At 40.5% G+C, this 22,119-nt stretch carries 22 protein-coding genes and 2 pseudogenes; 14 read left to right on the top strand and 10 right to left on the bottom strand.

Going from position 1 to position 22,119, the window contains the following annotated elements:
- The first annotated feature begins 101 nt into the window (after positions 1 to 101).
- Positions 102 to 1,004 carry a class I SAM-dependent methyltransferase gene (locus H6G97_RS16235; protein ID WP_190941778.1) on the top strand — a complete coding sequence of 301 codons (903 nt, stop codon included), beginning with the start codon at positions 102 to 104 and terminating at the stop codon, positions 1,002 to 1,004.
- Positions 1,005 to 1,157: 153 nt separating this feature from the next.
- Here the strand turns inward: H6G97_RS16235 and H6G97_RS16230 are convergent, their stop codons facing one another.
- Positions 1,158 to 2,255 carry a calcium-binding protein gene (locus tag H6G97_RS16230; RefSeq protein ID WP_190941777.1) on the bottom strand — a complete coding sequence of 366 codons (1,098 nt, stop codon included), beginning with the start codon at positions 2,253 to 2,255 and terminating at the stop codon, positions 1,158 to 1,160.
- A 386-nt stretch (positions 2,256 to 2,641) separates the two neighbouring features.
- Here H6G97_RS16230 and modB point away from each other — a divergent pair, with 386 nt between their 5' ends.
- Positions 2,642 to 4,459, top strand: coding sequence for a molybdate ABC transporter permease subunit (gene modB, locus H6G97_RS16225; protein ID WP_190941776.1), 1,818 nt, complete (start codon positions 2,642 to 2,644; stop codon positions 4,457 to 4,459).
- A gap of 102 nt (positions 4,460 to 4,561) precedes the next feature.
- On the opposite strand, the gene H6G97_RS16220 is transcribed toward modB, so the two are convergent.
- The 3 genes from H6G97_RS16220 to H6G97_RS52485 all read right to left on the bottom strand — a co-directional run bounded on the left by H6G97_RS16220 (position 4,562) and on the right by H6G97_RS52485 (position 6,024).
- A complete protein-coding gene (locus H6G97_RS16220; protein WP_190941775.1) occupies positions 4,562 to 4,930 on the bottom strand; it encodes a four-helix bundle copper-binding protein in 369 nt (122 codons plus the stop codon).
- A 511-nt stretch (positions 4,931 to 5,441) separates the two neighbouring features.
- Positions 5,442 to 5,729: an aminotransferase class I/II-fold pyridoxal phosphate-dependent enzyme gene (locus tag H6G97_RS52490; protein WP_242054952.1), complete on the bottom strand. Its 288-nt coding sequence runs from the start codon at positions 5,727 to 5,729 to the stop codon at positions 5,442 to 5,444.
- A 148-nt stretch (positions 5,730 to 5,877) separates the two neighbouring features.
- The gene (locus tag H6G97_RS52485) at positions 5,878 to 6,024 is read right to left on the bottom strand and encodes a hypothetical protein (protein WP_242054951.1); all 147 of its coding nucleotides are present in this window, start codon (positions 6,022 to 6,024) and stop codon (positions 5,878 to 5,880) included.
- 290 nt (positions 6,025 to 6,314) lie between these two features.
- On the opposite strand from H6G97_RS52485, the gene H6G97_RS16210 reads away from it, so the two are divergent.
- On the top strand, positions 6,315 to 6,914 hold the full coding sequence (locus tag H6G97_RS16210) for an MBL fold metallo-hydrolase (RefSeq protein ID WP_190941774.1): 600 nt from the start codon (positions 6,315 to 6,317) through the stop codon (positions 6,912 to 6,914).
- 374 nt (positions 6,915 to 7,288) lie between these two features.
- Positions 7,289 to 7,480 carry a hypothetical protein gene (locus H6G97_RS16205; RefSeq protein WP_190941773.1) on the top strand — a complete coding sequence of 64 codons (192 nt, stop codon included), beginning with the start codon at positions 7,289 to 7,291 and terminating at the stop codon, positions 7,478 to 7,480.
- 665 nt (positions 7,481 to 8,145) lie between these two features.
- On the opposite strand, the gene msrB is transcribed toward H6G97_RS16205, so the two are convergent.
- Both msrB and H6G97_RS16195 read right to left on the bottom strand, forming a co-directional pair.
- Positions 8,146 to 8,640 (bottom strand): peptide-methionine (R)-S-oxide reductase MsrB, encoded by a 495-nt coding sequence (msrB, locus tag H6G97_RS16200; protein ID WP_190941772.1) that lies wholly within the window; start codon positions 8,638 to 8,640, stop codon positions 8,146 to 8,148.
- A gap of 231 nt (positions 8,641 to 8,871) precedes the next feature.
- Positions 8,872 to 9,402: an MgtC/SapB family protein gene (locus H6G97_RS16195; RefSeq protein WP_190941771.1), complete on the bottom strand. Its 531-nt coding sequence runs from the start codon at positions 9,400 to 9,402 to the stop codon at positions 8,872 to 8,874.
- Between the two features lie 366 nt (positions 9,403 to 9,768).
- On the opposite strand from H6G97_RS16195, the gene H6G97_RS16190 reads away from it, so the two are divergent.
- The 7 genes and pseudogenes from H6G97_RS16190 (at position 9,769) to H6G97_RS16160 (ending at position 15,500) form a co-directional block, all read left to right on the top strand.
- Positions 9,769 to 10,053: a hypothetical protein gene (locus H6G97_RS16190; RefSeq protein WP_190941770.1), complete on the top strand. Its 285-nt coding sequence runs from the start codon at positions 9,769 to 9,771 to the stop codon at positions 10,051 to 10,053.
- Positions 10,054 to 10,118: 65 nt separating this feature from the next.
- Positions 10,119 to 11,456 carry an FAD-binding oxidoreductase gene (locus tag H6G97_RS16185; RefSeq protein ID WP_190941769.1) on the top strand — a complete coding sequence of 446 codons (1,338 nt, stop codon included), beginning with the start codon at positions 10,119 to 10,121 and terminating at the stop codon, positions 11,454 to 11,456.
- A gap of 63 nt (positions 11,457 to 11,519) precedes the next feature.
- Positions 11,520 to 12,875, top strand: a complete 1,356-nt coding sequence (locus H6G97_RS16180; RefSeq protein WP_190941768.1) for a (Fe-S)-binding protein — start codon at positions 11,520 to 11,522, stop codon at positions 12,873 to 12,875.
- Positions 12,876 to 13,340: 465 nt separating this feature from the next.
- Positions 13,341 to 14,373 (top strand): annotated as a pseudogene (locus H6G97_RS16175) (P-loop NTPase fold protein); the annotation flags it as partial.
- A 20-nt stretch (positions 14,374 to 14,393) separates the two neighbouring features.
- Positions 14,394 to 14,693, top strand: a complete 300-nt coding sequence (locus H6G97_RS16170) for a hypothetical protein (RefSeq protein WP_190941767.1) — start codon at positions 14,394 to 14,396, stop codon at positions 14,691 to 14,693.
- A 2-nt stretch (positions 14,694 to 14,695) separates the two neighbouring features.
- Entirely contained in the window at positions 14,696 to 15,232 is a 537-nt protein-coding gene (locus H6G97_RS16165) for a hypothetical protein (protein ID WP_190941766.1), read from the top strand.
- Positions 15,233 to 15,281: 49 nt separating this feature from the next.
- Positions 15,282 to 15,500 carry a hypothetical protein gene (locus tag H6G97_RS16160; RefSeq protein WP_190941765.1) on the top strand — a complete coding sequence of 73 codons (219 nt, stop codon included), beginning with the start codon at positions 15,282 to 15,284 and terminating at the stop codon, positions 15,498 to 15,500.
- Between the two features lie 262 nt (positions 15,501 to 15,762).
- Here H6G97_RS16160 and H6G97_RS16155 read toward each other — a convergent pair whose 3' ends face one another.
- Both H6G97_RS16155 and H6G97_RS16150 read right to left on the bottom strand, forming a co-directional pair.
- Positions 15,763 to 16,200, bottom strand: coding sequence for a DUF6918 family protein (locus tag H6G97_RS16155; RefSeq protein WP_190941764.1), 438 nt, complete (start codon positions 16,198 to 16,200; stop codon positions 15,763 to 15,765).
- A 297-nt stretch (positions 16,201 to 16,497) separates the two neighbouring features.
- Positions 16,498 to 18,162: a mechanosensitive ion channel domain-containing protein gene (locus H6G97_RS16150; protein WP_190941763.1), complete on the bottom strand. Its 1,665-nt coding sequence runs from the start codon at positions 18,160 to 18,162 to the stop codon at positions 16,498 to 16,500.
- Between the two features lie 387 nt (positions 18,163 to 18,549).
- On the opposite strand from H6G97_RS16150, the gene ahcY reads away from it, so the two are divergent.
- The 3 genes from ahcY (at position 18,550) to H6G97_RS16135 (ending at position 20,733) form a co-directional block, all read left to right on the top strand.
- Entirely contained in the window at positions 18,550 to 19,827 is a 1,278-nt protein-coding gene (gene ahcY, locus H6G97_RS16145; RefSeq protein ID WP_190941762.1) for an adenosylhomocysteinase, read from the top strand.
- Positions 19,828 to 19,993: 166 nt separating this feature from the next.
- Positions 19,994 to 20,413 carry a XisH family protein gene (locus H6G97_RS16140; RefSeq protein WP_190941761.1) on the top strand — a complete coding sequence of 140 codons (420 nt, stop codon included), beginning with the start codon at positions 19,994 to 19,996 and terminating at the stop codon, positions 20,411 to 20,413.
- Complete coding sequence (locus tag H6G97_RS16135) at positions 20,401 to 20,733, top strand: XisI protein (RefSeq protein WP_190941760.1); 333 nt, start codon at positions 20,401 to 20,403, stop codon at positions 20,731 to 20,733. The genes H6G97_RS16140 and H6G97_RS16135 overlap by 13 nt, the downstream gene beginning before the upstream one ends.
- A 148-nt stretch (positions 20,734 to 20,881) precedes the next feature.
- Here the strand turns inward: H6G97_RS16135 and H6G97_RS16130 are convergent, their stop codons facing one another.
- Together H6G97_RS16130 and H6G97_RS16125 are read right to left on the bottom strand one after the other, a co-directional pair.
- Entirely contained in the window at positions 20,882 to 21,346 is a 465-nt protein-coding gene (locus tag H6G97_RS16130; RefSeq protein WP_190941759.1) for a hypothetical protein, read from the bottom strand.
- Between the two features lie 290 nt (positions 21,347 to 21,636).
- Positions 21,637 to 22,119: pseudogene (locus H6G97_RS16125) on the bottom strand (ISNCY family transposase); the annotation flags it as partial.

The raw sequence follows: 22,119 nt of genomic DNA, 5'->3' as shown, positions 1-22,119 counted from the left end.
GAAAGCTTAGGGTAAGCAGCTCACTAAAAATCACTTGCGGTTAATGCTGAGTTAGGAGTATAACAGAAAACAGACTTAACTATTCATGAGGAATAATCATAATGTCTCAATTAGCAAATGTAAAATTCAGTTTAAATGACTTTGAATTACGAGATGGTATTTATTTTCCTAGCGATTATGAACAATTAAATAATACTCAACATAAAAAAACATGGGACGCTATTGGTAAAACATATTATGGTTCCCAAAAAATTGAAAAAATTGCAGAGACATCGCCCATTAAAGAAGATTACACTTTGCTAACTGGTACGCCTGGCGGTACTTGGAACAAATTTCCGTTGAATAAATCTGTTGGTTCGATTTTGGAAATTGGTTCTGGTTACGGTCGCGCACCTTTGCATCTCTCTAAAGCGAAAAATCTGAGATGCGAAAAATATTATGGCGTTGATATTTCTGAACCTTTATTGCGGCGGTTAGTCAAGGTTAAGCAAGAATATAATTTTTTCCCAGAAGCTGAATTTAACTTGATTTGTACTTCTGCTGAAATATTGCCTTTAGAAGATAATTCTATAGATTTGGTAATTTCTAACTGCGTTTTTATGCATATCCCAGATGCACAATTAAGGAATTTGCTGGCTGATATATCTCGTGTGCTAAAACCTGGTGGGATTTTTGTTTTTAATCATTCCTTTCACAATAAGTCTTGTCCTTCTCATATTATCCACAATTTTATCAGAAGACTGAACCCATTTGTGAGAAATCCAGTTTATCTCAAGCAATATTCTGCTGCTGAAATCAATGAAATGTTAACGACTGCTGGCATGAAAACGAAGTGTCCAGAATACATTGTCGAACCGACACAAGAATATGCAATTTTGCCGGAAACTATTAAAGGAATTCCAGTGCCCTTTGCTAATGCTATTAACAGAAGTCTCAAGCCTTCAGGTAATTTAAAAGAAACTTTGGCTTACGGTTTTAGTGCCTACAGCGCTCAACTGGACTAGTTAAGAAACTATTGGGTGAAAGTTTGTAGCTAGTAGCCCTACAAGAATCCTATCTGATTTGTGAAAACTAGCGATCGCTAATATCCCCGACTTCTGGTAAGAAGCCGGGGATATGACTTTTCACACCATCTAGACGTAAAAAGTCAGACTCACTTAGACAACAAAGTCTAAAGCGGTAGATACGTTTGTAGTATCTTGCACAACAGCAATTAAATCGCCATTTCTGTAGATGAGGGTATCTAAAGCTGCCGTGCCACCGAAGTTACTTTTTGTAAAATTGTAGTTATTGATACTACCACCGATCCTAATTTTGTCACCTTCCGATCGCTTGAAATCTGTGATTATGGCATATCCACTGCCCAAATAGTCAATATTGGTAAAAGAACCGTTGTAACCAAGACTGAATGTATCCGCCCCAGTACCGCCAGTATACCTATCGATTTCGTCACTACCACCGCCATAGCCATTGAGGAAATCATTGCCTGCACCACCAAGCATTGTGTCATTTCCACGTCCCCCGTAGAGCAGATCGTTACCATCTTCACCACTCAAGTAGTCATTACCTGCGGGAGTACCACTACCATTAGTGATTTCGTCACCGAAGAGCGCGTCATTACCCTTTCCGCCATAAAGGAAATCATTACCAGCCCCACCGAGAAGGTTGTCATCACCATCACCACCGAAGATATAATCGTTGCCACCTTTGCCCTCAAGGTTATCGTTTCCTCCCAAACCACTGAGAACATTTGAGTAATCATTTCCTATAATCTTATTGTTGAGGCTGTTACCAGTGCCAGAGGAAGCAGTATTGGCATACAATAATGTCAAATTCTCTAGGTTAGCCCCTAGAGTGTAGTTAGTATAAGATAAAACAGTGTCAGTACCCTCGTTTGTATTTTCAGTAATGGTGTCAGCCGTATCCCCGGTTTGTGCAGAAATGAGGTAAGTATCATTGCCTGTTCCACCAATTAAAATATCAGTGCCTGCTCCACCCCACATAAAGTCATCGCCCGCTTCACCATAAATAACATCATTGCCATCGTCTCCGTAGAGAGTATCTTTGCCTGCGCGACCTAGGATAGTGTCCTTACCGTTGCCACCGGAAACTAAATCATTTCCCTCTCCAGCATCGATTATGTCGTCTCCGCCTTTGCCATTAATATTATCGTTGCCTGCATAACCAAAAATGGAGATATCAGCCAATTCAGTACCGATTAGATTGTCATTGCCAGAAGTGCCGTAGATAGCCATAAATAAACTCCTATTGCTATTTTTCTTAGGACTGACGCAAGTGTCATACTTTTTTCGTATAGGTTCTCCAAAGCGGATTTCAATACTTGTCGGGTTTTGGGGGAAAGGGAAAGGGTTAAAGGGAAAAAACCTTATATATCGAGCCTTCCGCTCCTTTTCCCTTTAACCGAGCAGTATTGGAGCGAATTTGTCTTTGCTCTAGATTCCATAACAGAAAATACATCTGCTAGCTGCGTGAGTCATTACATATTGTTTCTCCAATATGAATATTCTGTTTTTCGGATTTTCTTCATCGTTCGTAATCTAATTGACCAAGTTTTACCAACTTTTCGAGATTAAAGTTGGTAAATTAGGGATTAGTTGAGCTAATTCTTCCTTACGCAACTATGCCATTGGATTTATCGCCCCTTTGGATATCACTCAAAACTTCGTTACTTGCCACATTTATCACCTTCTTTTGGGGTATCGCTGCTGCCTACTGGATGCTGGGATATCGTGGCAAGGGTAAATCGTTGATTGAGAGTATCTTTATTGCGCCACTGATTTTGCCTCCCACAGTTGTCGGTTTCTTGTTGCTGCTATTTTTTGGGAAAAATGGCCCTGTAGGGAAACTCATGGAGACTTTTGACTTCACCATCGTTTTTACTTGGTATGGTGCAGCGATCGCAGCCACAGTAGTTTCTTTTCCTTTGATGTATAAAACTGCACTAGGAGCCTTTGAACAAATAGACGGTAATCTGCTGCGAGTAGCCAGAACCCTTGGTGCAACTGAAGCTACAATCTTTTGGCGCATCAGTTTCCCCCTAGCGTTACCCGGTATTGCAGCCGCCACAATGCTCGCTTTTGCCCGTGCTTTGGGAGAATTTGGGGCGACGCTGATGTTGGCTGGTAATATTCCCGGACAAACGCAAACAATCCCAATGGCGATTTATTTTGCTGTGGAAGCGGGAGCAATGGACGAAGCGTGGTTTTGGGCGCTCGCAATTATGGTGATTTCTCTCTCTGGAATTATTGCAGTCAACTTTTGGCAAGAATTGAGGGAGAAGGGGAGGAGAGCAGAGGGAGCAGAGGGAGCAGGGGAGGCAGGGGAGGCAGGGGGAGAAAATCTTTATACGTTCGACTCTAGTTTTGAATCTGGGGGATTGTTTGTCAATATTGAAAAAATACTTCCTAGCTTTGATTTAAAAGTTGCTTTCACTACTGATGAGCAACCTTTGGGACTATTGGGGGGTTCTGGAGCAGGTAAAAGTATGATTTTGCGCTGTCTTGCAGGGATAGAAACGCCTTCTAGTGGACGCATAGTTTTAAATGACAGAGTACTGTTTGACTCAAAACAAGGAATTAATTTACCCAGCCGCGATCGCCGCATCAGTTTTTTAGTGCAGAATTACGCTCTGTTTCCGCATCTAAGTGTGGCGCAAAATATTGCTTTCGGCTTGCCCAAAAAACTATCTGCTGGGAGTATTAGAGTACAAGTAGAACAGCAACTAATAGCAATGCAGTTGCAGGGATTAGGCGATCGCTATCCGCACCAACTCTCAGGGGGCCAGCAACAACGGGTAGCCTTAGCAAGAGCATTAGCAAGTCAACCGGAAGCGCTGCTTTTGGATGAACCGTTTTCCGCACTTGACACCCATCTGCGTAGCCAATTAGAGCAGCAAATGACAGAAACTCTAGCTGGCTACAAAGGTGTGACTCTATTTGTCACTCATAATATGGAAGAAGCTTATCGGATTTGCCCGAATCTGCTGGTATTGGAGCATGGTAGAGCCGTTCATCATGGCAGCAAATATGATATTTTCCAGCATCCTACTACCGTTAGTGTCGCCCAACTTACCGGATGTAAAAACTTCTCCCGTGCTGTTCTCCAGTCATCGCAACAGGTAGAAGCGATTGATTGGGGTTGTACTCTGCAAGTAATTGAACCAGTTAAGAGCGAATTATCTCACATCGGCATTCGTGCCCATCAGTTCATTTTTACCAACGACTCATCACAAGAAAATACCTTTCCCTGTTGGGTAGTACGAACAAGTGAAACGCCCCATCGGATGACATTATTTCTCAAATTAAATTCGCCTAGCAAGAATTCTCAAGATTACCATCTGCAAGCTGAAGTCTTCAAAGAAAAATGGGCAACGATGAAAGATAAACCTTTTCCTTGGTATGTGCGTTTAGATCCTCTGCGGTTGATTTTGATGGAGTGAGCGCAGAGATATTACCTTTAAGTCTTTACTTCAAGCGCCCAGACCGAAGAGTCTGAGCGCTTGAATATTAGGTTGCAGAGAAACTTCTGCTAGTTAGAGAAATTATGCAGGCATCATCTGCATACTTCTGCAAGACTCTGCACACTTGCGGCAAGCGGCAGCACATTCCATCATTTTTGCGTCATCGCTCATCATCTCACATGCCATTGCAGTGCGATCGCACATTTCCGCGCAAAGCATACAAGTGCGTTCCATGAACTCAGAACCGCTCATCATCATGTTCATGCACATCATGCACATTTCAGAGCAATCGCGCATCATACTCATCATACTCATCATGCTCTTGTCCATGTGCTGACCACCTTTACTCATGCAATAAGTCATGGTTTCCATGCACATTTTATGACAGTTCATACAAACATCCATGCAAGTCTGCATTTCTGGAGTCATGGTTTCAGTCATCATCATCATCGGAAATACCTCCTGATTTTTTGATGCATAAATATAGTGTCCTCGGAAGGACTACTCATCACATTAGTCCTATACTTTTAAAGAGTCAATGGGGTTTTTAATCCAGAAATTTTAAGCCTACTATCCCGATATAATTACCGGAAATTTTAACTAATTATACAGTAGTTTAGTGTTGTTTCTCTGGGGAATACTGTACATTAAGGCTTAGAATGCCTCATTTCGGAGTGGAGTTTCATTTTGCAAGTCAAATTTATATTGGGGATCAAAAGTTAAAGTTAAATTTAACTCGAAAATGATGTTATGTTTTTTAACAAATAAATGCTTAAATCAAGTATTTGTAAAATTATATTAATCTAGGTTTTATTAACTTATATTAATTTGAAGATAGATGATCTGATAAATTCGTAATTTTTAATGGAATTTAAACTGACCTCAAACAAAAGGGCTTCACAAAAAAGTAATTTTTACAACTTCCATAAGAGAGGATAAAAAAGAAATATTATAATGTCGGTTATAAATTTGATTGTAATTTGAGTAAGCGATCGCTAGCTGTTTTTAATGTCTCAGGTGTTTTGCTGAAGCAAAATCTGATTAACGAATGTCCCTTTTCTGGTTGGCTGAAAAAACCGGAACCGGGAACTACAGCAACACCAATATCTTTAATCAGATGGTAAGTAAATTCAACATTTGTTTTATAGCCAAATTTGGAAATATCTGCAAGTACGTAATAGGCTCGTTTGGGAACGAAATAGGGAATTACCCTTGATCTAGAATTTGTAAAATACTGTATATGGCTCAAATACAATTACTTCATCACCAGGATCGATTGTCGTTAGCACTACAGATGCCATTGCTTCTGTAAAACCACAGGTAACAGTGATTTGGGTTTCGGGATTAATATCTAAGCCGAGATACCAACGGACTTTGTTAACGATCGCATGACGAAATCAGCGATCGCCCCAAGTAATGGCATACTGATTAACATCTGCCTCTATTGCCTGATATATTGCCTGTTTCAACTCTAAGGGACACGGACAATTAGGGAATCCCTGTGCCAAATTTACCGCGTCGTATTGCAGTGCCACCCGCGTCATTTCTCGAATCACCTGCTCTGTAAACTGTTCTGCCTTCGCTGATATTTTTTGGCGTTCAATCTCACTTACCCCTATACCTCCGTTGATCTTGATTGCCGTTATCTGGGAATTTCTGTAAACCTGATAAAAACTATAATACCGATAAATTTATCGTAGTATACTCAAATTCCAGATCCAGAGTACGGAGATGAGGAAAATAACCCAATGCCCAATACCCAATACCCTTATTATCTATATACTTAATTATTGAGATTAATAGTCAATTGTTGAAGTACCGATCCAGAATCATCATGAAATCTTTGCACCGTCCCGATCTCTATAGCTGGTCTAATTTCAATCCGGCAAGAAATATTGATTTCAATGGGATTGCCTGGATTCGCCCAGATGGCAACATCTTGATTGACCCAGTAGCCTTATCAAACCATGATTGGAATCATATAAAATCCCTTGGCGGTGTGCTTTGGATTGTGCTGACTAATTCTGAGCATATTAGGGCAAGTAAAGAAATTGCCGATCAAACTTATGCTAAAATAGCTGGCCCTGTGGCAGAAAAAGACACTTTTCCTATACCTTGCGATCGCTGGCTATCTGATGGTGAAGAATTTGTCCCAGGACTGGAGGTGATTGAACTCCAAGGTTCTAAAACTCCCGGTGAATTGGCTCTGTTATTAGAGGAGACAACTTTAATTACAGGGGATTTAGTACGGGCACGTAAAGCAGGTAGCTTAACGATTTTACCAGATGACAAGCTGCTGAATCGAGAGGAGGCTGTTGCTTCTGTTCGCAGGTTGGCTCAACTAAGTCGGGTAGAAGCAGTGCTGGTGGGGGATGGATGGCCAGTTTTCCGGGATGGACGCGATCGCTTAAAGGATCTTGTAGCGACATTATAAATGAGTGGGGGCAATCATCGGTTTTAATGTTGGGAACTTGCAAAAAATAAATTATCCCAAATTATTTGTAGATTTGTAGGGGTGCAAAGCCTTGCGCCCCTATGTACCCTGCGGGACGCTTACGCCAATTTGGAGCGTTAGGGATAGGATGTTTTTTTAACTGAAAGTCCCTTAGGGAAGTTGAGGCAATTTCTACCCAAGGATGTTTGATTACCTGCCTTTAGAACGTAGTACAAGCTCAGTCCGAAGTTTAATATTATGACCACTGATATAAATGCAAAGAATCCACCTTCTTTGCCTGTTAATTTATCGTGGCAAGGCTGAAGCATGAAATATCTGCAATTACAGCAAGTTGAGCAAAGGACGGTATATTTATGAAACTACCTCAAATGATTGTCACAACAGTTGCGGCAATTGCCTTTGGCTACGTTGGCTCCCAATACTTGAATAAAAATATTATGTATGCCATTGGTGGGGGAATGGTTGGACTTAGTGCAATGACATATCTTGTTGAGCCTAAGGCTAAAGAAAAGCCAATCAATACACGCTCTAAATCCTCAGTGTGAAGAGCAAGCGATCGCAACACACTTTAATAATTTGAATAACCTGAATCAGAAGATGTTAAAAGGGTACGGAGTAATTGACTATTTTGTGGCGACTGGGTAATTAAATCCTGAGTGTCTGAAGTCAAGGCAGGGCAATCAGAAACAGTGATAGTTACTATTGTCACAGTAGATGCTGCCAGTGAATTCCAAGAAATGTGGTTCAGAGTCACTGTAAGGGAGCATCTAAAGCTTGATATCTGACTTGAATTATTCAACTACACACTGTTGCGTTAATAATATTTTCACCTTATCAGTATTGGGGCGCACAGCTAGCTATGCGCCTCAATAGGAAATTGTGGTTCAAATAGATAAGGCTATCAGAAGAAAATCAAACAACACCGTATCATGGTAGTTAGCAGCATTTCTGTCTGATACTTTCTTTTTTGCCTTGTAAACAATATCAGGTAAACCATTTCCTGATTCCTAGACAGCAAAATGTGGAAGCTTTCACTGATTAACCTAGCCTAGTTGGAGAACACTGATGTCTAAGGAAAGAAAAAGTAATAAAGAAGTTAAAAAACCTAAAAAAGATCCCAAAGACAAAAAGGAGAAAAAAGAGCCAAACAAATAGGACGATTTAGGTTAATGGGTGCGATGTCTACGATGGGCTGCGCCTACGCAACTTATCAAGCAGGAACAAACTTCAGCGAAACACCGTTCATGCAGTAGCGTTTACCAGTGGGTGCGGGGCCATCATCAAAAACGTGACCCAAATGACCACCACAGCGACTACAATGCACTTCAGTTCTGCTCATAAACAACGACCTGTCTACAGTAGTAGCGATCGCACCTTCAATTGGATTAAAAAAGCTGGGCCAGCCAGTGCCACTGTTAAATTTGGTATCAGATGTAAACAGTGGTAGCTCACACGCAGCACAAAAATAAGTGCCTTGGTCGTATTCCTTATCTAGTGGACTGGTGTGAGGGCGTTCAGTCCCATGTTTACGCAATACATTAAACTGTTCTGGAGTTAAAATGGTGCGCCACTCTGACTCTGGTTTGGTAACTTCAAATCCACTCTTAGAAGTTGTCATCGCTTCTGACCCCCAATTGATATACCTTGATAGCAATGCTGTGCCGACTATTACTGCACTAGCCTGTAAAAAATACCGTTTGTCCATATATCTATTATTTTCTATTTTCGGGTTAACTGGACAATCAACTCCAGTACGGGATTCCCTACATTAATGACTATAATCAGCGATCGCTCTGAATAAACCCTGATAGACTCATTAAAATCAGCTAAGAAATAACAAATTATTTTTCAAACAAATAGTAGGCGGGAATCCGATCTATTTGGCCTAATTTTGGACAATAGCAAGTATAGTTTTCAATTGGAACGTTAACTACGGTCAATCATCATCTTCATCAGAGGTAGTGAAATCCTTAGTAGTCCCATGTTTACCATGACTCGTCATAAAGACAAATGCGCGATTGAGCCGCTTTACCCCACTGAGGGTAATCAGAGTCAATAAGCCTCCCAATAATCCCATTTGCCACAAACCACAACCAATTGCAGCTCCCAAGCCGGCAGCAGTCCAGATACAGGCGGCTGTAGTTAAACCTTTTACTTTTGGCGTTGCAGATTTTCTTGGAGACTCTTGTAAAATCAATCCGGCTCCGAGAAATCCAATTCCGGTAGCGACACCTTGAATTGTGCGACTCAGTGCATCGGTAGTAGCATAAGCACTTTCACCCTCAGCCTGCAAAGGAATCATCACGAATAGTGCTGCTCCCATACTCACAAGCATAAATGTTCTCATCCCTGCTGCCCTTCCTCCTTGCTGACGGTTAAATCCAATCAAGCAACCAACCAGGAGCGCCAAAGATAATCTAAACGCTATATGTGGCCAATCGTTGGCAGCAATAAACATCGGCCCCATTGCCTTATTTCTCCTAAAGATAGAACACAATTTTGCACCTATTAGCAGCGGGCTGGATGGCTACCCACTTTTGTAGCTGAAAACTTAAGCACAGCAAATCAATAAGTTTTCAGTACATTAAGGTTAATTTAATAAAACGCTATGAATAAGTAAACTACTATACATAAAGTTACTGTTGCTGGATTCTTCCTAGAGACAGAAAGGGGTAGGGGAGATGAAGGAGAATAGAATTCTTGCAGAAGTCGGGAAAAGGTGGGGCCCCCTCTGGGGATAAGGGGCAAAGGAAAAGATTCTGTATTGTCCCCTTCCCATTTAACCTTTTCCCCAAACCCGATTCCGAGTTAAAAGTGCAAAATCCGAGAAGTATTGCTCCTAACTCTACCCGTGGTCGATGAGTCCGAAATCAGAGTATATAATTCCCCATTACTTATACCAATTCACGAAAATCCTGACACATATAGATTTATCGTAAGGGCATGGCAAAGACAAGCCTTTACTAGCGTATTTGTATCATTATTAAAGTTAAATAGTATTTTTTATTGTAAAAGAGTAGCGATCGCTGTTGAACTCACGTTACTTTTATTTGGCGCTGATTACAAGCTAGCGCTGGCGCAGTTTGCCGTAGGCATTGCTAAAGTCACCGTATATTAGTAGCAATGCGCTTTTTAGTCAGGTTAGCCAGTAAATTAGATGTAGGGCGTAAAAAAATAAACTCAATGAAAGCAATGTCTAATGACAGACCGCAAGCCGTCTGCGCTTCTGATTTTGCATCTATTGTCGGCGAAGAAAATGCTGTTTGTCTTTGGGAAAATATCGAACTCGATCAGCAAAAACGTATTCAGCAGGCGATCTCTAACGAGAAGCCGCAAGGCATCTACGCTTCTGGAAATTCACCCAGTTGTATTGTCTATCCTCGCACCCAAGAACAGCTAGCCGCGGTCATTGCCACCGCTCACACAAATAACTGGCGCGTCCTCCCCTGTGGTAGTGGCAGTAAACTTAGCTGGGGTGGTTTAGCTAAGGGCATTGATGTTGTAGTCAGTACAGAACGCATGAACCAACTGATTGAACACGCGGTTGGTGATTTAACTGTCACAGTAGAAGCTGGGATGAAATTCTCCGATTTGCAAGCACTTTTGGCAAAGTCGCGGCAATTTCTCGCCCTTGATCCCACAGCGCCAGAGTCGGCAACCATCGGCGGTATTGTTGCCACAGGTGATACAGGTTCTCTACGGCAACGTTATGGTAGTGTGCGCGACCAGTTACTAGGTATTACCTTTGTGCGTGCTGATGGAGAAATCGCCAAAGCTGGGGGAAGAGTAGTTAAAAATGTCGCCGGATATGACTTGATGAAGTTATTTACTGGGTCATATGGCACATTAGGCTTTATTAGTCAACTAACTTTTCGCTTGTATCCGCTACCAGAAGCATCGGGGACGGTAATATTAACTGGTAAAGCTGAGGCTGTAGCTCAAGCAGCTGATATCCTTCGAGGTTCGGCGTTAACACCAGTTCAGGCTGATTTGCTATCAGCTAAATTGGTGTCTAGCTTAGGTTTGGGTAAAGGACTGGGATTAATTGCTCGCTTTCAAAGTATTAGTGAGAGTGTTAAAGAACAGTCAAACCGAGTTTTAGAAGTAGGGCAAAAGTTAGGTTTAAATGGAGCAATTTTTGCCGATGATGATGAAGCTAATCTATGGCAGAGATTGCAAGAACTAATACATACTAATACAGAATCTGTAATTACCTGCAAAATAGGAGTGTTACCTACTGCTGCTGTGGATATTTTGACTCAAGTGGAGTTGGGTTTAATTCATATAAGTAGTGGTTTGGGTTTGTTACAATTAGAGAGTAAAAAGCAAGTTTTAATAGTGCGCGATCGCACTCAAGCAAGTAGTGGTTTTTTAACAATTCTGTCAGCACCAGTGGCGGTTAAAGAACAAATAGATGTTTGGGGTTACACTGGCAATGCTTTGCCGTTGATGCGCCGTATTAAGGAACAGTTTGATAGTAAAAATATTTTAAGTCCTGGGCGGTTTGTGGGTGGGATTTAATTTTAAGAAAACGAACCGCAGAGGCACAGAGAACGCTGAGGTAGAGAGGGGAAAGATAGAAATATGCAAGTTTCCGAAAATTCTGTTAATAATACGGCTAGTTTAAAGAATTTGAAGGGGTTTGATGAGAGTCATCCGCCTGACCCAAAGTTGATTGATAGTTGTGTCCATTGTGGATTTTGTCTTTCGACTTGTCCGAGTTATCGAGTGCTTGGTAAGGAGATGGATTCTCCTAGAGGACGCATCTATTTAATGGATGCAATTAATGAGGGTGAGATTGCTCTAAATACGGCAACTGTAGAACATTTTGATTCTTGTTTAGGGTGTCTTGCTTGTGTGAGTACTTGTCCTTCTGGTGTGCAGTATGACAAGTTAATTTCTGCAACTCGTCACCAAGTTGAACGAAATTATCCTCGCAGTTTACCAGATCAATTTTTTCGTCAGCTGATATTTTCTTTATTTCCCTATCCCAATCTTTTACGGATTTTATTAGTTCCGTTGTTGGTTTATCAAAAGTTGGGGTTTGCTAAGTTCTTTCGCGCTACGGGTTTATTGAATAAAATATCGCCCCGTTTGGCAGCAATGGAATCAATTCTGCCAGAAATTACTCTCAAATCTTTTCAGGATAGTTTGCCTACTATTATTCGTGCCCAAGGTGAGAAGCGCTACCGAGTTGGGATGATTTTGGGATGTGTGCAACGGCTGTTTTTCTCCCCAGTGAATGAAGCAACCGTGCGGGTTTTAACAGCGAATGGTTGTGAAGTTGTGATTCCCAAATCTCAAGGTTGTTGTGCAGCGCTTCCCGAACACCAAGGACAAACAGAGCAGGCAAAAGCATTAGCAAGGCAGATGATTGATAGTTTTGCCAACGAGGATGTAGATTTCGTAATTATCAATGCTGCTGGTTGCGGTCATACTTTAAAAGAATACGGTCACATTTTAGAAAGTGACCCAGAATATCGGGAAAAGGCAAAGGATTTTGCAGCTAAAGTTAAAGATGCTCAAGAGTTTTTGGCAACTGTTGGCTTAACAGCGAAACTTTCACCAGTGACTGATAAACCTTTGAATTTAGTTTATCAAGATGCTTGTCATTTATTGCATGGGCAAAAGATTAGCGTGCAACCGCGTCAGGTATTGCGACAAATTCCAGGGGTGAAGTTGAGAGAACCAATAGACGCGGCTTTATGTTGTGGCAGCGCTGGGGTTTATAATATGCTGCAACCGGAAGTTGCTGAAGAATTGGGGCGACAAAAAGTGCAGAATTTATTAAATACTGGTGCTGAGTTAATTGCTTCTGCTAATCCGGGGTGTACTTTGCAAATTACAAAGCATTTGCACTTGCAAGGTAAGAAAATTTCAGTTATTCACCCGATGGAGTTGTTAGATTATTCGATTCGCGGTGAGAAGTTGAAATTGTAGACGTTTGCTAGTTGCGTTGTACACGTAAGTCAAAAAAACTTGGATTTTCCATTGTTCTTTCGTCTATCTCGTTTTCATGCTCTGCATGGGAATGCCCCTCGTTGAGGCTCTGCCTCCAGTCTGGCATTGAGTCAGAGACTCAATGAATGTCATTTCCAGTCTCTGACTGGGAACGAGGAAAACCGCCCATTTGCGTTAAGTTGACTATTTGGATATTTTTTTAACGTGAGTTCGACTGGTTATATCATGTCCACCCAAAAGACCTCTCCCTGGTTTTACTACGCAAAACCTGTCCCTCTCCGACTCGGAGAGGAACAGACTTGAACTAAAGGTCTGTCAAACTCACGTTTTTTATCGAAGTCCTTAATCAGCCAGCTTAAAGACTTTTTTCCGAAATAGCCGCTTTATCGTTTGTATAATCACTGAAATAGGCAAGAGTGCCAGCTTAATTTCGGGTGAATTGTGATGAAACTAGATTTACTCAGGTTTTTTCAAGCTTGCAACCCCAGTAAAACTCTGGTTGTCAGCAAACCGGAAGATAGACAATATTATATTGATTTCTCTAAAGTGCGTGGTGCCAAGATTATTGAAGAACTTGGGCGAACTATCACCCGTCTTTCACCTGAGCAACCTACTTGTCAATTATTTACCGGACATATCGGCTGTGGCAAATCCACTGAGTTACTGCGGCTAAAGGCAGAGTTAGAGAAGCAGGAATTTCATGTGGTTTATTTCGAGTCTAGCCAAAGCCTAGATATGGCTGATATTGATGTTACAGATATTTTACTGGCAGTAGCTCGTGAAGTCAGTCAAAGTCTTGAAGCAATCAAAATCAATCTCAAACCAGGATACTTTAAAAATCTATTTACCGAAATTTCAGAGTTTTTGCAAACGCCGCTAGATATTGGGGTTGAGGCTGAATTATCTGTAGGTATTGCCAAGATTACCGCCAAAACTAAAGACAGTTCTAAACTTCGCGGTCAGTTACGGCAATATTTAGAACCGCGTACCAATGGCATTTTAGAATCAATTAACAAAGAATTGCTCAAGCCTGCTATAGAAAAACTGAAGCAGCAAGGTAAAAAAGGACTAGTAGTAATTGTAGATAATCTCGACCGAGTTGATAATTCTTTGAAACCTTCCGGTCATTACCAGCCAGAATATCTCTTTGTTGAACGTGGTGAACAGTTAAACCAGCTAAATTGTCATGTTGTTTATACAATTCCCTTAGTGTTGATTTTTTCTAACGCTTTAGGAAGGTTAACAAATCGCTTTGGTGCAGACCCCAAAGTTTTGCCGATGGTTCCTGTGCAACTACAAGATGGTTCGCAATTTTCACAAGGAATCACGCTACTACAAGAGATGATTATGACCAGAGATGATTATGACCAGGGCTTTTCCTGGTGTTAGTTGGGAACAAAGTCAGAATTTAATTACCGAGGTTTTTGATAGTCCTGATACTTTAGAGCGACTTTGCCAAGTTAGCGGTAGCAAGCTAGAGTTTTAGGTATCGTACCTATGATGACAGAGCCATCACGTGGCAAAGGTAAAGCATCTGCTAGCAAAATAAAGATTAACAATTTTGCTAAACAGCTACTGGAAAGAGCACAATTAGGCACAAAGCTATTGCCTGAAATTAAAAGAACAAAGAGCTTTTCTGATGCCTCAGAAAAAAGGCTGCCTCTGCGAGTTTTTGTAGAACAAAAATCTGAGTCTAAGAGAACGAACAGTGAAAAGGAGGCTGTTGAACAATTATCAAATTTAACAGAAGAAATTATTAGCAGAATTGATCAAGATGAAAGTAGAAGGGGAAATTAAAAATGTATAAAAATATTGAAAGTGGCCCAGGAAAAATTTTTCTAAGTCAAATAAAAACGCCACAAGTGGGATTACATAATTTTGATAAAAAAGAATTATCGAAACTTAGTCAAAGTTTGAACGATTTAAAATATAATCTAGCACTTCCAATTGTTTCTTTGTCTGATGAAGAAGATAAATTTTTTTTGATGACAGGTTTACCAATATATGAATCGGCTATAAAAAGTGGGTTAGAACAAATATGGGTATTTCTTATAGCTCACAAAAAACACGAAGTTGAAAAGCTTATTGAACAATTTGCTTTACAATCAAAACTAAACGACCAAGTAATTGATTCAGAAGATATTAAAAATTTTGTAGAGTTTTTGAATAACCCAGAATCTATTCTTACTAAAATTCGTGGGAGAGGAGAAAAATATGCTAAGAAAATAGAATCTAAACGTCCTTATAACTCAGCAGAGGATATACAAAAACAACTAGGCCCTAAACAGTCTTTGTACTGGCTAACAGCTTATAAAGAATGGAAAAATCAAAGCTAGTTTAAAATTTATTTGTTTAGGCGATCGCAGTCGATTCATTAACAAAGCTGTGCAATATTATACCATTCAAAAAGCCTTAATCAATCTCAGAGAACAGTTCAAAGAAGCAGCTATCCAACTGGCGGGACTTGATTTGGAGTTGGTGAAGTTTTCAGGCGATGTCTGGCGACAGGCCGCCTTGCGTCTACGCATTTTCCCTAATTATCTTAGGCGATCGCCATCTCTTTCTTCTATAACCCCCTTCTCTTCTATTGGGATGATAAAGTAAACTATTTTGCCTTGTTCCCAGTCGAAGACTGGGAACGAGATTAACGAGGTTACAACGAGGTTAATTTAGTTACTAATACTTAGACGCTGGTTACAAATCATCAAGCTGTAAAATTTGATGTTGCATAAAAAACGTAGTTTACCGCCGTAGGCATCGCACCTTCTAGAATTATTGCAAGCAATGTCTGACAACAAACCGAGGAAGCTTCTACGCTTACCACGTTTCTAAAAGGCGCGATTAATCGCGTCTCTAGTTCTTTCGCTTAAGCCTTAGTGTAATTATCTATGACTTTGGCTAAATCTGGCACTGCCTCTTCTACGTGCTTTTTGGCTGAACCGCGAAGTTTTTCATAGGTTCCTCGCACGATTTGGCGCTTTGAATTTTTGACTCTCGCATCGGTAACGCCCAGTAGTGCGTCTGCTGTATGAGAGCGATTTGCACTTAGGTATCCAACTGGGTCGCCTTTTGCTACGCCTTCACTCCACATGGGGTCAAGTGCTGTAAAGCATTGCGGCAAAAGCTGCTCGACTACATAGGGGATATACCCTGGCTTAACCCCTTTCAGGGCGGCGAAGGCAGTTTTCAAAGCAATACCACTCATGCCTGACTTGGATGCAAGCTGTACTTCGATCATGTTGCAACAGTCCTCTATGACCATAGCCTTTTTGGTCGGATTCAAAAGTCCGTCGCTCAGTCCCATTTCACTCTTCCTTATCTAAACCTTATCTAAGTACTTAATTTCTATTCAACTAATTTTTTTAGCAAGCAGGAAATTACACAAAATGGTATCAGAGTTTAGAGGATGTTGTGGATATCAGCCTTTTATGCACATAAGTTTATTTGTGTCAATAGTTTGTTGGGTAATCATATTTGTAGTAAAGACTTAAGTCCTTACTACAAACCCTCAAAACTAAGGGGCTTGCAAAAAATAGATTATCCCAAATTATTTTTTGCAAGTCTCTAATCAACTGAAAAAGGCGGTAATGAATCCAAATTTCTAATTGGCTTTGCTATTACTGCCATTACTCTGGAAATTTAACAATTGCTCATCATTGACCCAAATCGCTTGTTGAGGCACAGAAATAGAAATTCCGGCTTGGTCTAGAGCAACTTTCAGACGACGGCGATACTCCCGTGCTACATCCCATTGTTTGAGGGGCTGTGTTTTAATCCATACACGAATAATTAAACCGCGATCGCCAAATTGATCTATTCCCAAAACTTGTGGCGGTTCCAAAATTTGACGCTCCCATCGCGGATCTTTATCCATCTCAAAGCCAATATTTTCAATCAACTTCAAAGCCTTTTCAACATCGGCTTGGTAGGCAATGGGGATCGTTAAATCGGCTCGTGACCAACGACTAGAAAGATTGGCAACAACTTTAATTTCACTATTGGGAATCGTGATTAAGCGCCCTTCGGAATCCCGCAATTGGGTCATCCGCAGGTTCAGATTTTCTACTAAGCCTCCTACGTCTCCTACGTTAATTACATCACCTAAAGCGTACTGGTCTTCTAGAATAATCAGGAAACCGTTAATTGCATCTTTAATTAAGTTTTGCGAGGCCAAAGACACGGCAACACCAACTAAACTCGCACCCGCTAGCAAGGGAACGATATCTATCCCCAACGACACCAATGCTAGCAAAAACCCTACTCCCACGCAGATACCAGTAGCAATGCTTTTAGTCACGCCCGAAAATGTAGAAACTCTCAGTCTCAGCCGTTCAGAACTTTCTGGAGTCAATAAAGCACCACTGCTAATTAGAGTGGTGGTGAAGCGGTCAATGAGGGCATAGATGAGACGAATTGCTACATAAGTTCCCAAGAACACAACACCTAATCGCAAAGGAAATTGGACGGCATTGAGAATTATTACCTGAAATGGTCGTGTGTAGGGAAATAGACCCAAAATAAAGAAGCTTCCACCTCCCCAAATTCCTGCTTGACTTAGCTGGAATAGTCGTCTCTTAACTTCTTGGAGATGTCGCTGTTGCTGTTGATTCAGTTGTGTTGCAATTGGTTGAGCTGCTGCTGGTGAAACTTGGGAGTTTAAGGGGCCTATGTTGGGTTGAGAGGCGATGGAGTGTACTAAATCCTTTTTGGAACGCTGCTGCCAGCTATATACCCCTAAACTCATGAGCATCATTACCAATCCAATGCCCGCAGCAATTTTACCTTGGTCGATTAAAAATTGAGTTTGTCTTTCTTGCTTTGCTTGTTGCAAGTCTTCTTGTAAAGATTCGGCAATTTGATTTGCCGATGTCCATGTATCTACCTCTCTGAGTTTAGCATCCTCAGAAGTAACGGTCATGAGATATTGACCGTTGACATAAATTACTGGTAATTGGTTTACTTTGGGAATATTTACGTTAACTGCTGTATTTGGTGGCGACTGAAAGTAATTTTGGGCAATTCTCTCCAACTTCTTTTGGATATCTTCTGAACGCTCAGGAAAGTTGCTTCTTGATGCCGCTATCTGAAATAACCGACGACCATCTAAATAAATCCAGCCTGTAACAAGTCGATTATTTGCATCATTACTTACACTGCTGGGAGACGGTAGCAGTTGTGGTAACACAGGAATCTGGGCTGTGGCTTTTGGCACTGATACAACAGCTATGGCCATTGAACTAGCGATCGCCAAAAATTGAAAGCGCACTCAAACACCTCCTTGAGTAAAATCTATTAATCATTACTTTAACTATGCTGCTTAATTACTTTGGGTAGATGTACCTATCTAAAGTTGAGGTTTTGCTTAGAGATGATGAAATTTTGATGTTTTTTTATTTGTTTTATATCTTTAGATAGATGACGATGTAATTAAAATCAGCAAATAAAGCTTAACAGTCTTACTTTTTCCAAAGATAAAACAAAAAGAAAGAACCTGGGGATGAAGTTGACATTATGCTGATCAAACGTCAAGCTAGTTTTGAGGACTATTGACTAGTGATTTGCTTTCATACAAGCAAAAATCGCCAGTAGTAGAATAACCTAGTAGAGTGCGTAAAATTTACGTAGCTTTTTTTATTTTTTGAGGTAACTTTTGATGACCGCAACTTCTCCCCGATTAAAGCACGAGGTTAAAGACCTCGGCCTAGCTGCCTTGGGTAGACAGCGCATTGAATGGGCTGGACGCGAAATGCCAGTTTTGAAGCAAATCCGCGATCGCTTTGCGATCGAGAAACCCTTCGCTGGTTTACGCCTTGTAGCTTGCGCCCACATTACAACAGAAACAGCACATTTGGCGATCGCTCTGAAAGCCGGTGGTGCAGACGCGCTTTTAATTGCTAGTAACCCCTTATCAACTCAAGATGACGTAGCAGCTAGTCTCGTCGCCGATCATGAAATTCCCGTCTTTGCTCAAAAAGGCGAAGATAACGAAACTTATAACCGCCACGTTCAAATAGCTTTAGATCATCGCCCCAACATTATTGTTGATGACGGTAGCGATGTGGTTGCAACTTTGGTACAAGAACGCCAACACCAAATTGCTGATTTGATTGGTAGCACCGAAGAAACCACCACCGGTATTGTGCGGCTACGCGCCATGTTTAGAGAAGGCGTTCTCACCTTCCCCGCAGTCAACGTCAACGACGCTGATACCAAACACTTCTTTGATAATCGCTATGGTACTGGGCAATCAACCCTAGATGGCATTATCCGCGCCACAAATATTTTGTTGGCTGGAAAGAACGTTGTTGTCGTCGGTTATGGCTGGTGTGGTAAAGGTACAGCCCTCCGCGCCCGTGGGATGGGTGCTAACGTCATCGTCACCGAAATCGACCCCATCAAGGCAATTGAAGCCGTAATGGATGGCTTCCGCGTCCTGCCAATGGCTAAAGCCGCACCTGAAGGTGATATATTTATCACTGTGACTGGTAACAAGCACGTCGTTCGTGGTGAACACTTCGATGTCATGAAAGACGGTGCGATCGTTTGTAACTCCGGTCACTTTGATTTAGAACTTGATTTGAAATACTTGGCTGCACAAGCTAAAGAAATCAAAGAAGTCCGTCCTTTCACCGAAGAGTACAAGTTGAAAAATGGTAAATCAGTAGTCGTTCTTGGACAAGGACGCTTGATTAACCTAGCTGCGGCTGAAGGACACCCCAGCGCTGTAATGGATATGAGTTTTGCGAACCAAGCTTTGGCTTGTGAATTCCTGGTGAAGAATAAAGGTAAGTTGCAACCTGGTTTGCACTCAATTCCTGTTGAAGTTGATCAAGAAATTGCTCGGTTGAAATTACAAGCTATTGGTATCACGATTGATAGCCTAACACCCGATCAAATTGAGTACATCAACTCTTGGACAAGTGGAACTTGATACATTGATTAGTTGATTTTTTGAGGGATAGGCTTTTGGGCTTATCCCTTTTTTTGTGTTTCGTGCATACTGCAAGCATAACCCGCAAAGTAGATGCAGAGAGCGCAAAGCGCAACAGCTTACTTAAAAAGTTAGGTAAGATATGATTTAGATTATTATTTTTTATATGTCAGCAAAAGATATTTTTCATAATACTGTAAAAGTAGCCTTAGAAAAAGATGGCTGGAAAATTACACATGATCCCTTGTTTTTTAACCTCTCTGAACAAATTAGAATTAAAATAGATTTAGGAGCGCAAAAGTTAATTTCGGCTGATAAAGGCGAGCAAAAAATAGCAGTAGAGGTAAAAAGTTTTATTGGGGTGTCAGCAATCTCAGAGTTTCATACAGCTGTTGGTCAATTTTTGAACTACAGGGTAGCATTAGAGCAAAAGGACTCTGAGCGAGTATTATATTTAGCAATATCTAAAGACATCTATCAAGAGTTTTTTATAGATTCATTTATTCAAAGTGTATTAGAACGGTATGAAATCAAATTATTGGTTTTTCATGTTCAGAAACAGGAGATAGTATTATGGAAAAATTAAATTATCAGGAATTAGTAAAAAGAATTATATATAAATATGCAAATGAGCAACCCCAGGAAAATTTAGAAAATACTGAAATTGTTTTTGATACAGAACGCGATCGCTACTTATTAGTATATGTGGGATGGAATGATGAAGAAAGGCTGTATGGATGCCCAATTCATATTAGTATAAAGGGTGGAAAGATTTGGATTCAGCGCGATTTTACTGAAGAAGGAATAGCTAATCAGTTAGTAAAATTAGGTGTGCCGACAACAGATATTGTTTTAGGTTTTAGATCACCTTATGTCCGGCAGTTTACTGGTTTTGCATCTGTTTAAATTTTTTGCATTTTATACCGACTGAAGATAAAAGTTGACTATATTAATTCTTGGGCATTGGAAATTCGATTGATTAATTGATTTTTTGTGGATAAGCTTTTGCTTTATCCTCTTTTTGTGTTTCGCGCTAAGACGCAAAAGAAAAATCCTATAATTGTGATCTATTTAAGCTTTGTTCGAGTAAATCTAATGCGTTTAACTGCCGATATTTTCCTTTAGACTTATCTTTTCTTCGTTTATTTCTAAATTCGCAGTCCGAAACGTTTCCTTTGTGCTTTCCTTTCCTAGAATTAATAGGTCTATATATCCACTCATCTTGTCTTATTTCTAGTAAACCAGCAAAACAAAACCATGATAAAAATCTACTACGGTAGTCCTTGGGATCTCTACTACTACTTACATAACGATTCTTTAATAAGATTTTATCAAAATCATCATAATGAAAACATTGATCAGGCTGATATTCTCTATATATTTCTTGAATTAATACATGAGATTCTAAATAATCAGCAATAATTTCAGCAATTTGATAATCATTCAACTTATTAATATTATTAGGTATTTTTACTAAACCTGAGTTTTGCTGAGTTTCAAGAGGTAAAAATTTTTGCAAATCCTGAAGAGCATTATCAATTGTGCCACCTTGAGATTTTAAGTTTAAGTTTTTATCAACTTCTAGTTTAGTTAAATTCTAGTGTGGTAAAATTCACTAGAGAAAACGACTCTCTAGATTAGCCAAGTAAGCCTTGGGGTCTCTGCGAAATCGATACTGTTCAATTCTGGCAATGGGTGGTGTTTTTGTAATTGAGAGCGTAATTCGAGCCAAGTATGAATATCAACTTGTGCTAAATCAGATGCGGTAAAAGAATGAAGCTTAGTAGCGATGTCTACGACGGGCTACGCCTACGCACAGGCAAGTTTGACAGAACCACGAATAACGAGAGATGAGGGGGCAACCTTACGACCGGTACAACGACGTTGATGATGACGTAGCATACCAAAAGCATGTTCTAAGTCATTATTAGTTCGGGGAAAACCTTCAATTTCATAACAATGAAAAAGTCCAGACCAGTAGTTATGGGTGGTTTTTATAAAGTTATCGATGGCGGTAGTCAGTGTACCAGCTTTCTGCAATTGAGAGGACATTTCTGTTAACAGTTGCTGATAACTTTGTTTGACTCCAGCAGCATCAAGAGCTATTTTATTGTTGAGAATATTACTAGCTTTATTAACCCACTGATATGCAACTATAACAGGTGAAAATAAAGATGCAGTCGCAGATAAACCCTTAGCTATCAGGTGTTTCAGGTTGACTGCATGTGGTGGGAAAGCACTTTTTTTTCCATCCGCTCTAAGCTTTGCTCTATCAACGTCAAATTTTCTTGT

Source organism: Nostoc flagelliforme FACHB-838 (assembly GCF_014698065.1).
Taxonomy (GTDB): Bacteria; Cyanobacteriota; Cyanobacteriia; order Cyanobacteriales; family Nostocaceae; genus Nostoc; species Nostoc flagelliforme_B.
The sequence above is the reverse complement of the archived record's forward strand: the minus strand, read 5'-3'. Positions and strand labels throughout refer to the sequence as shown.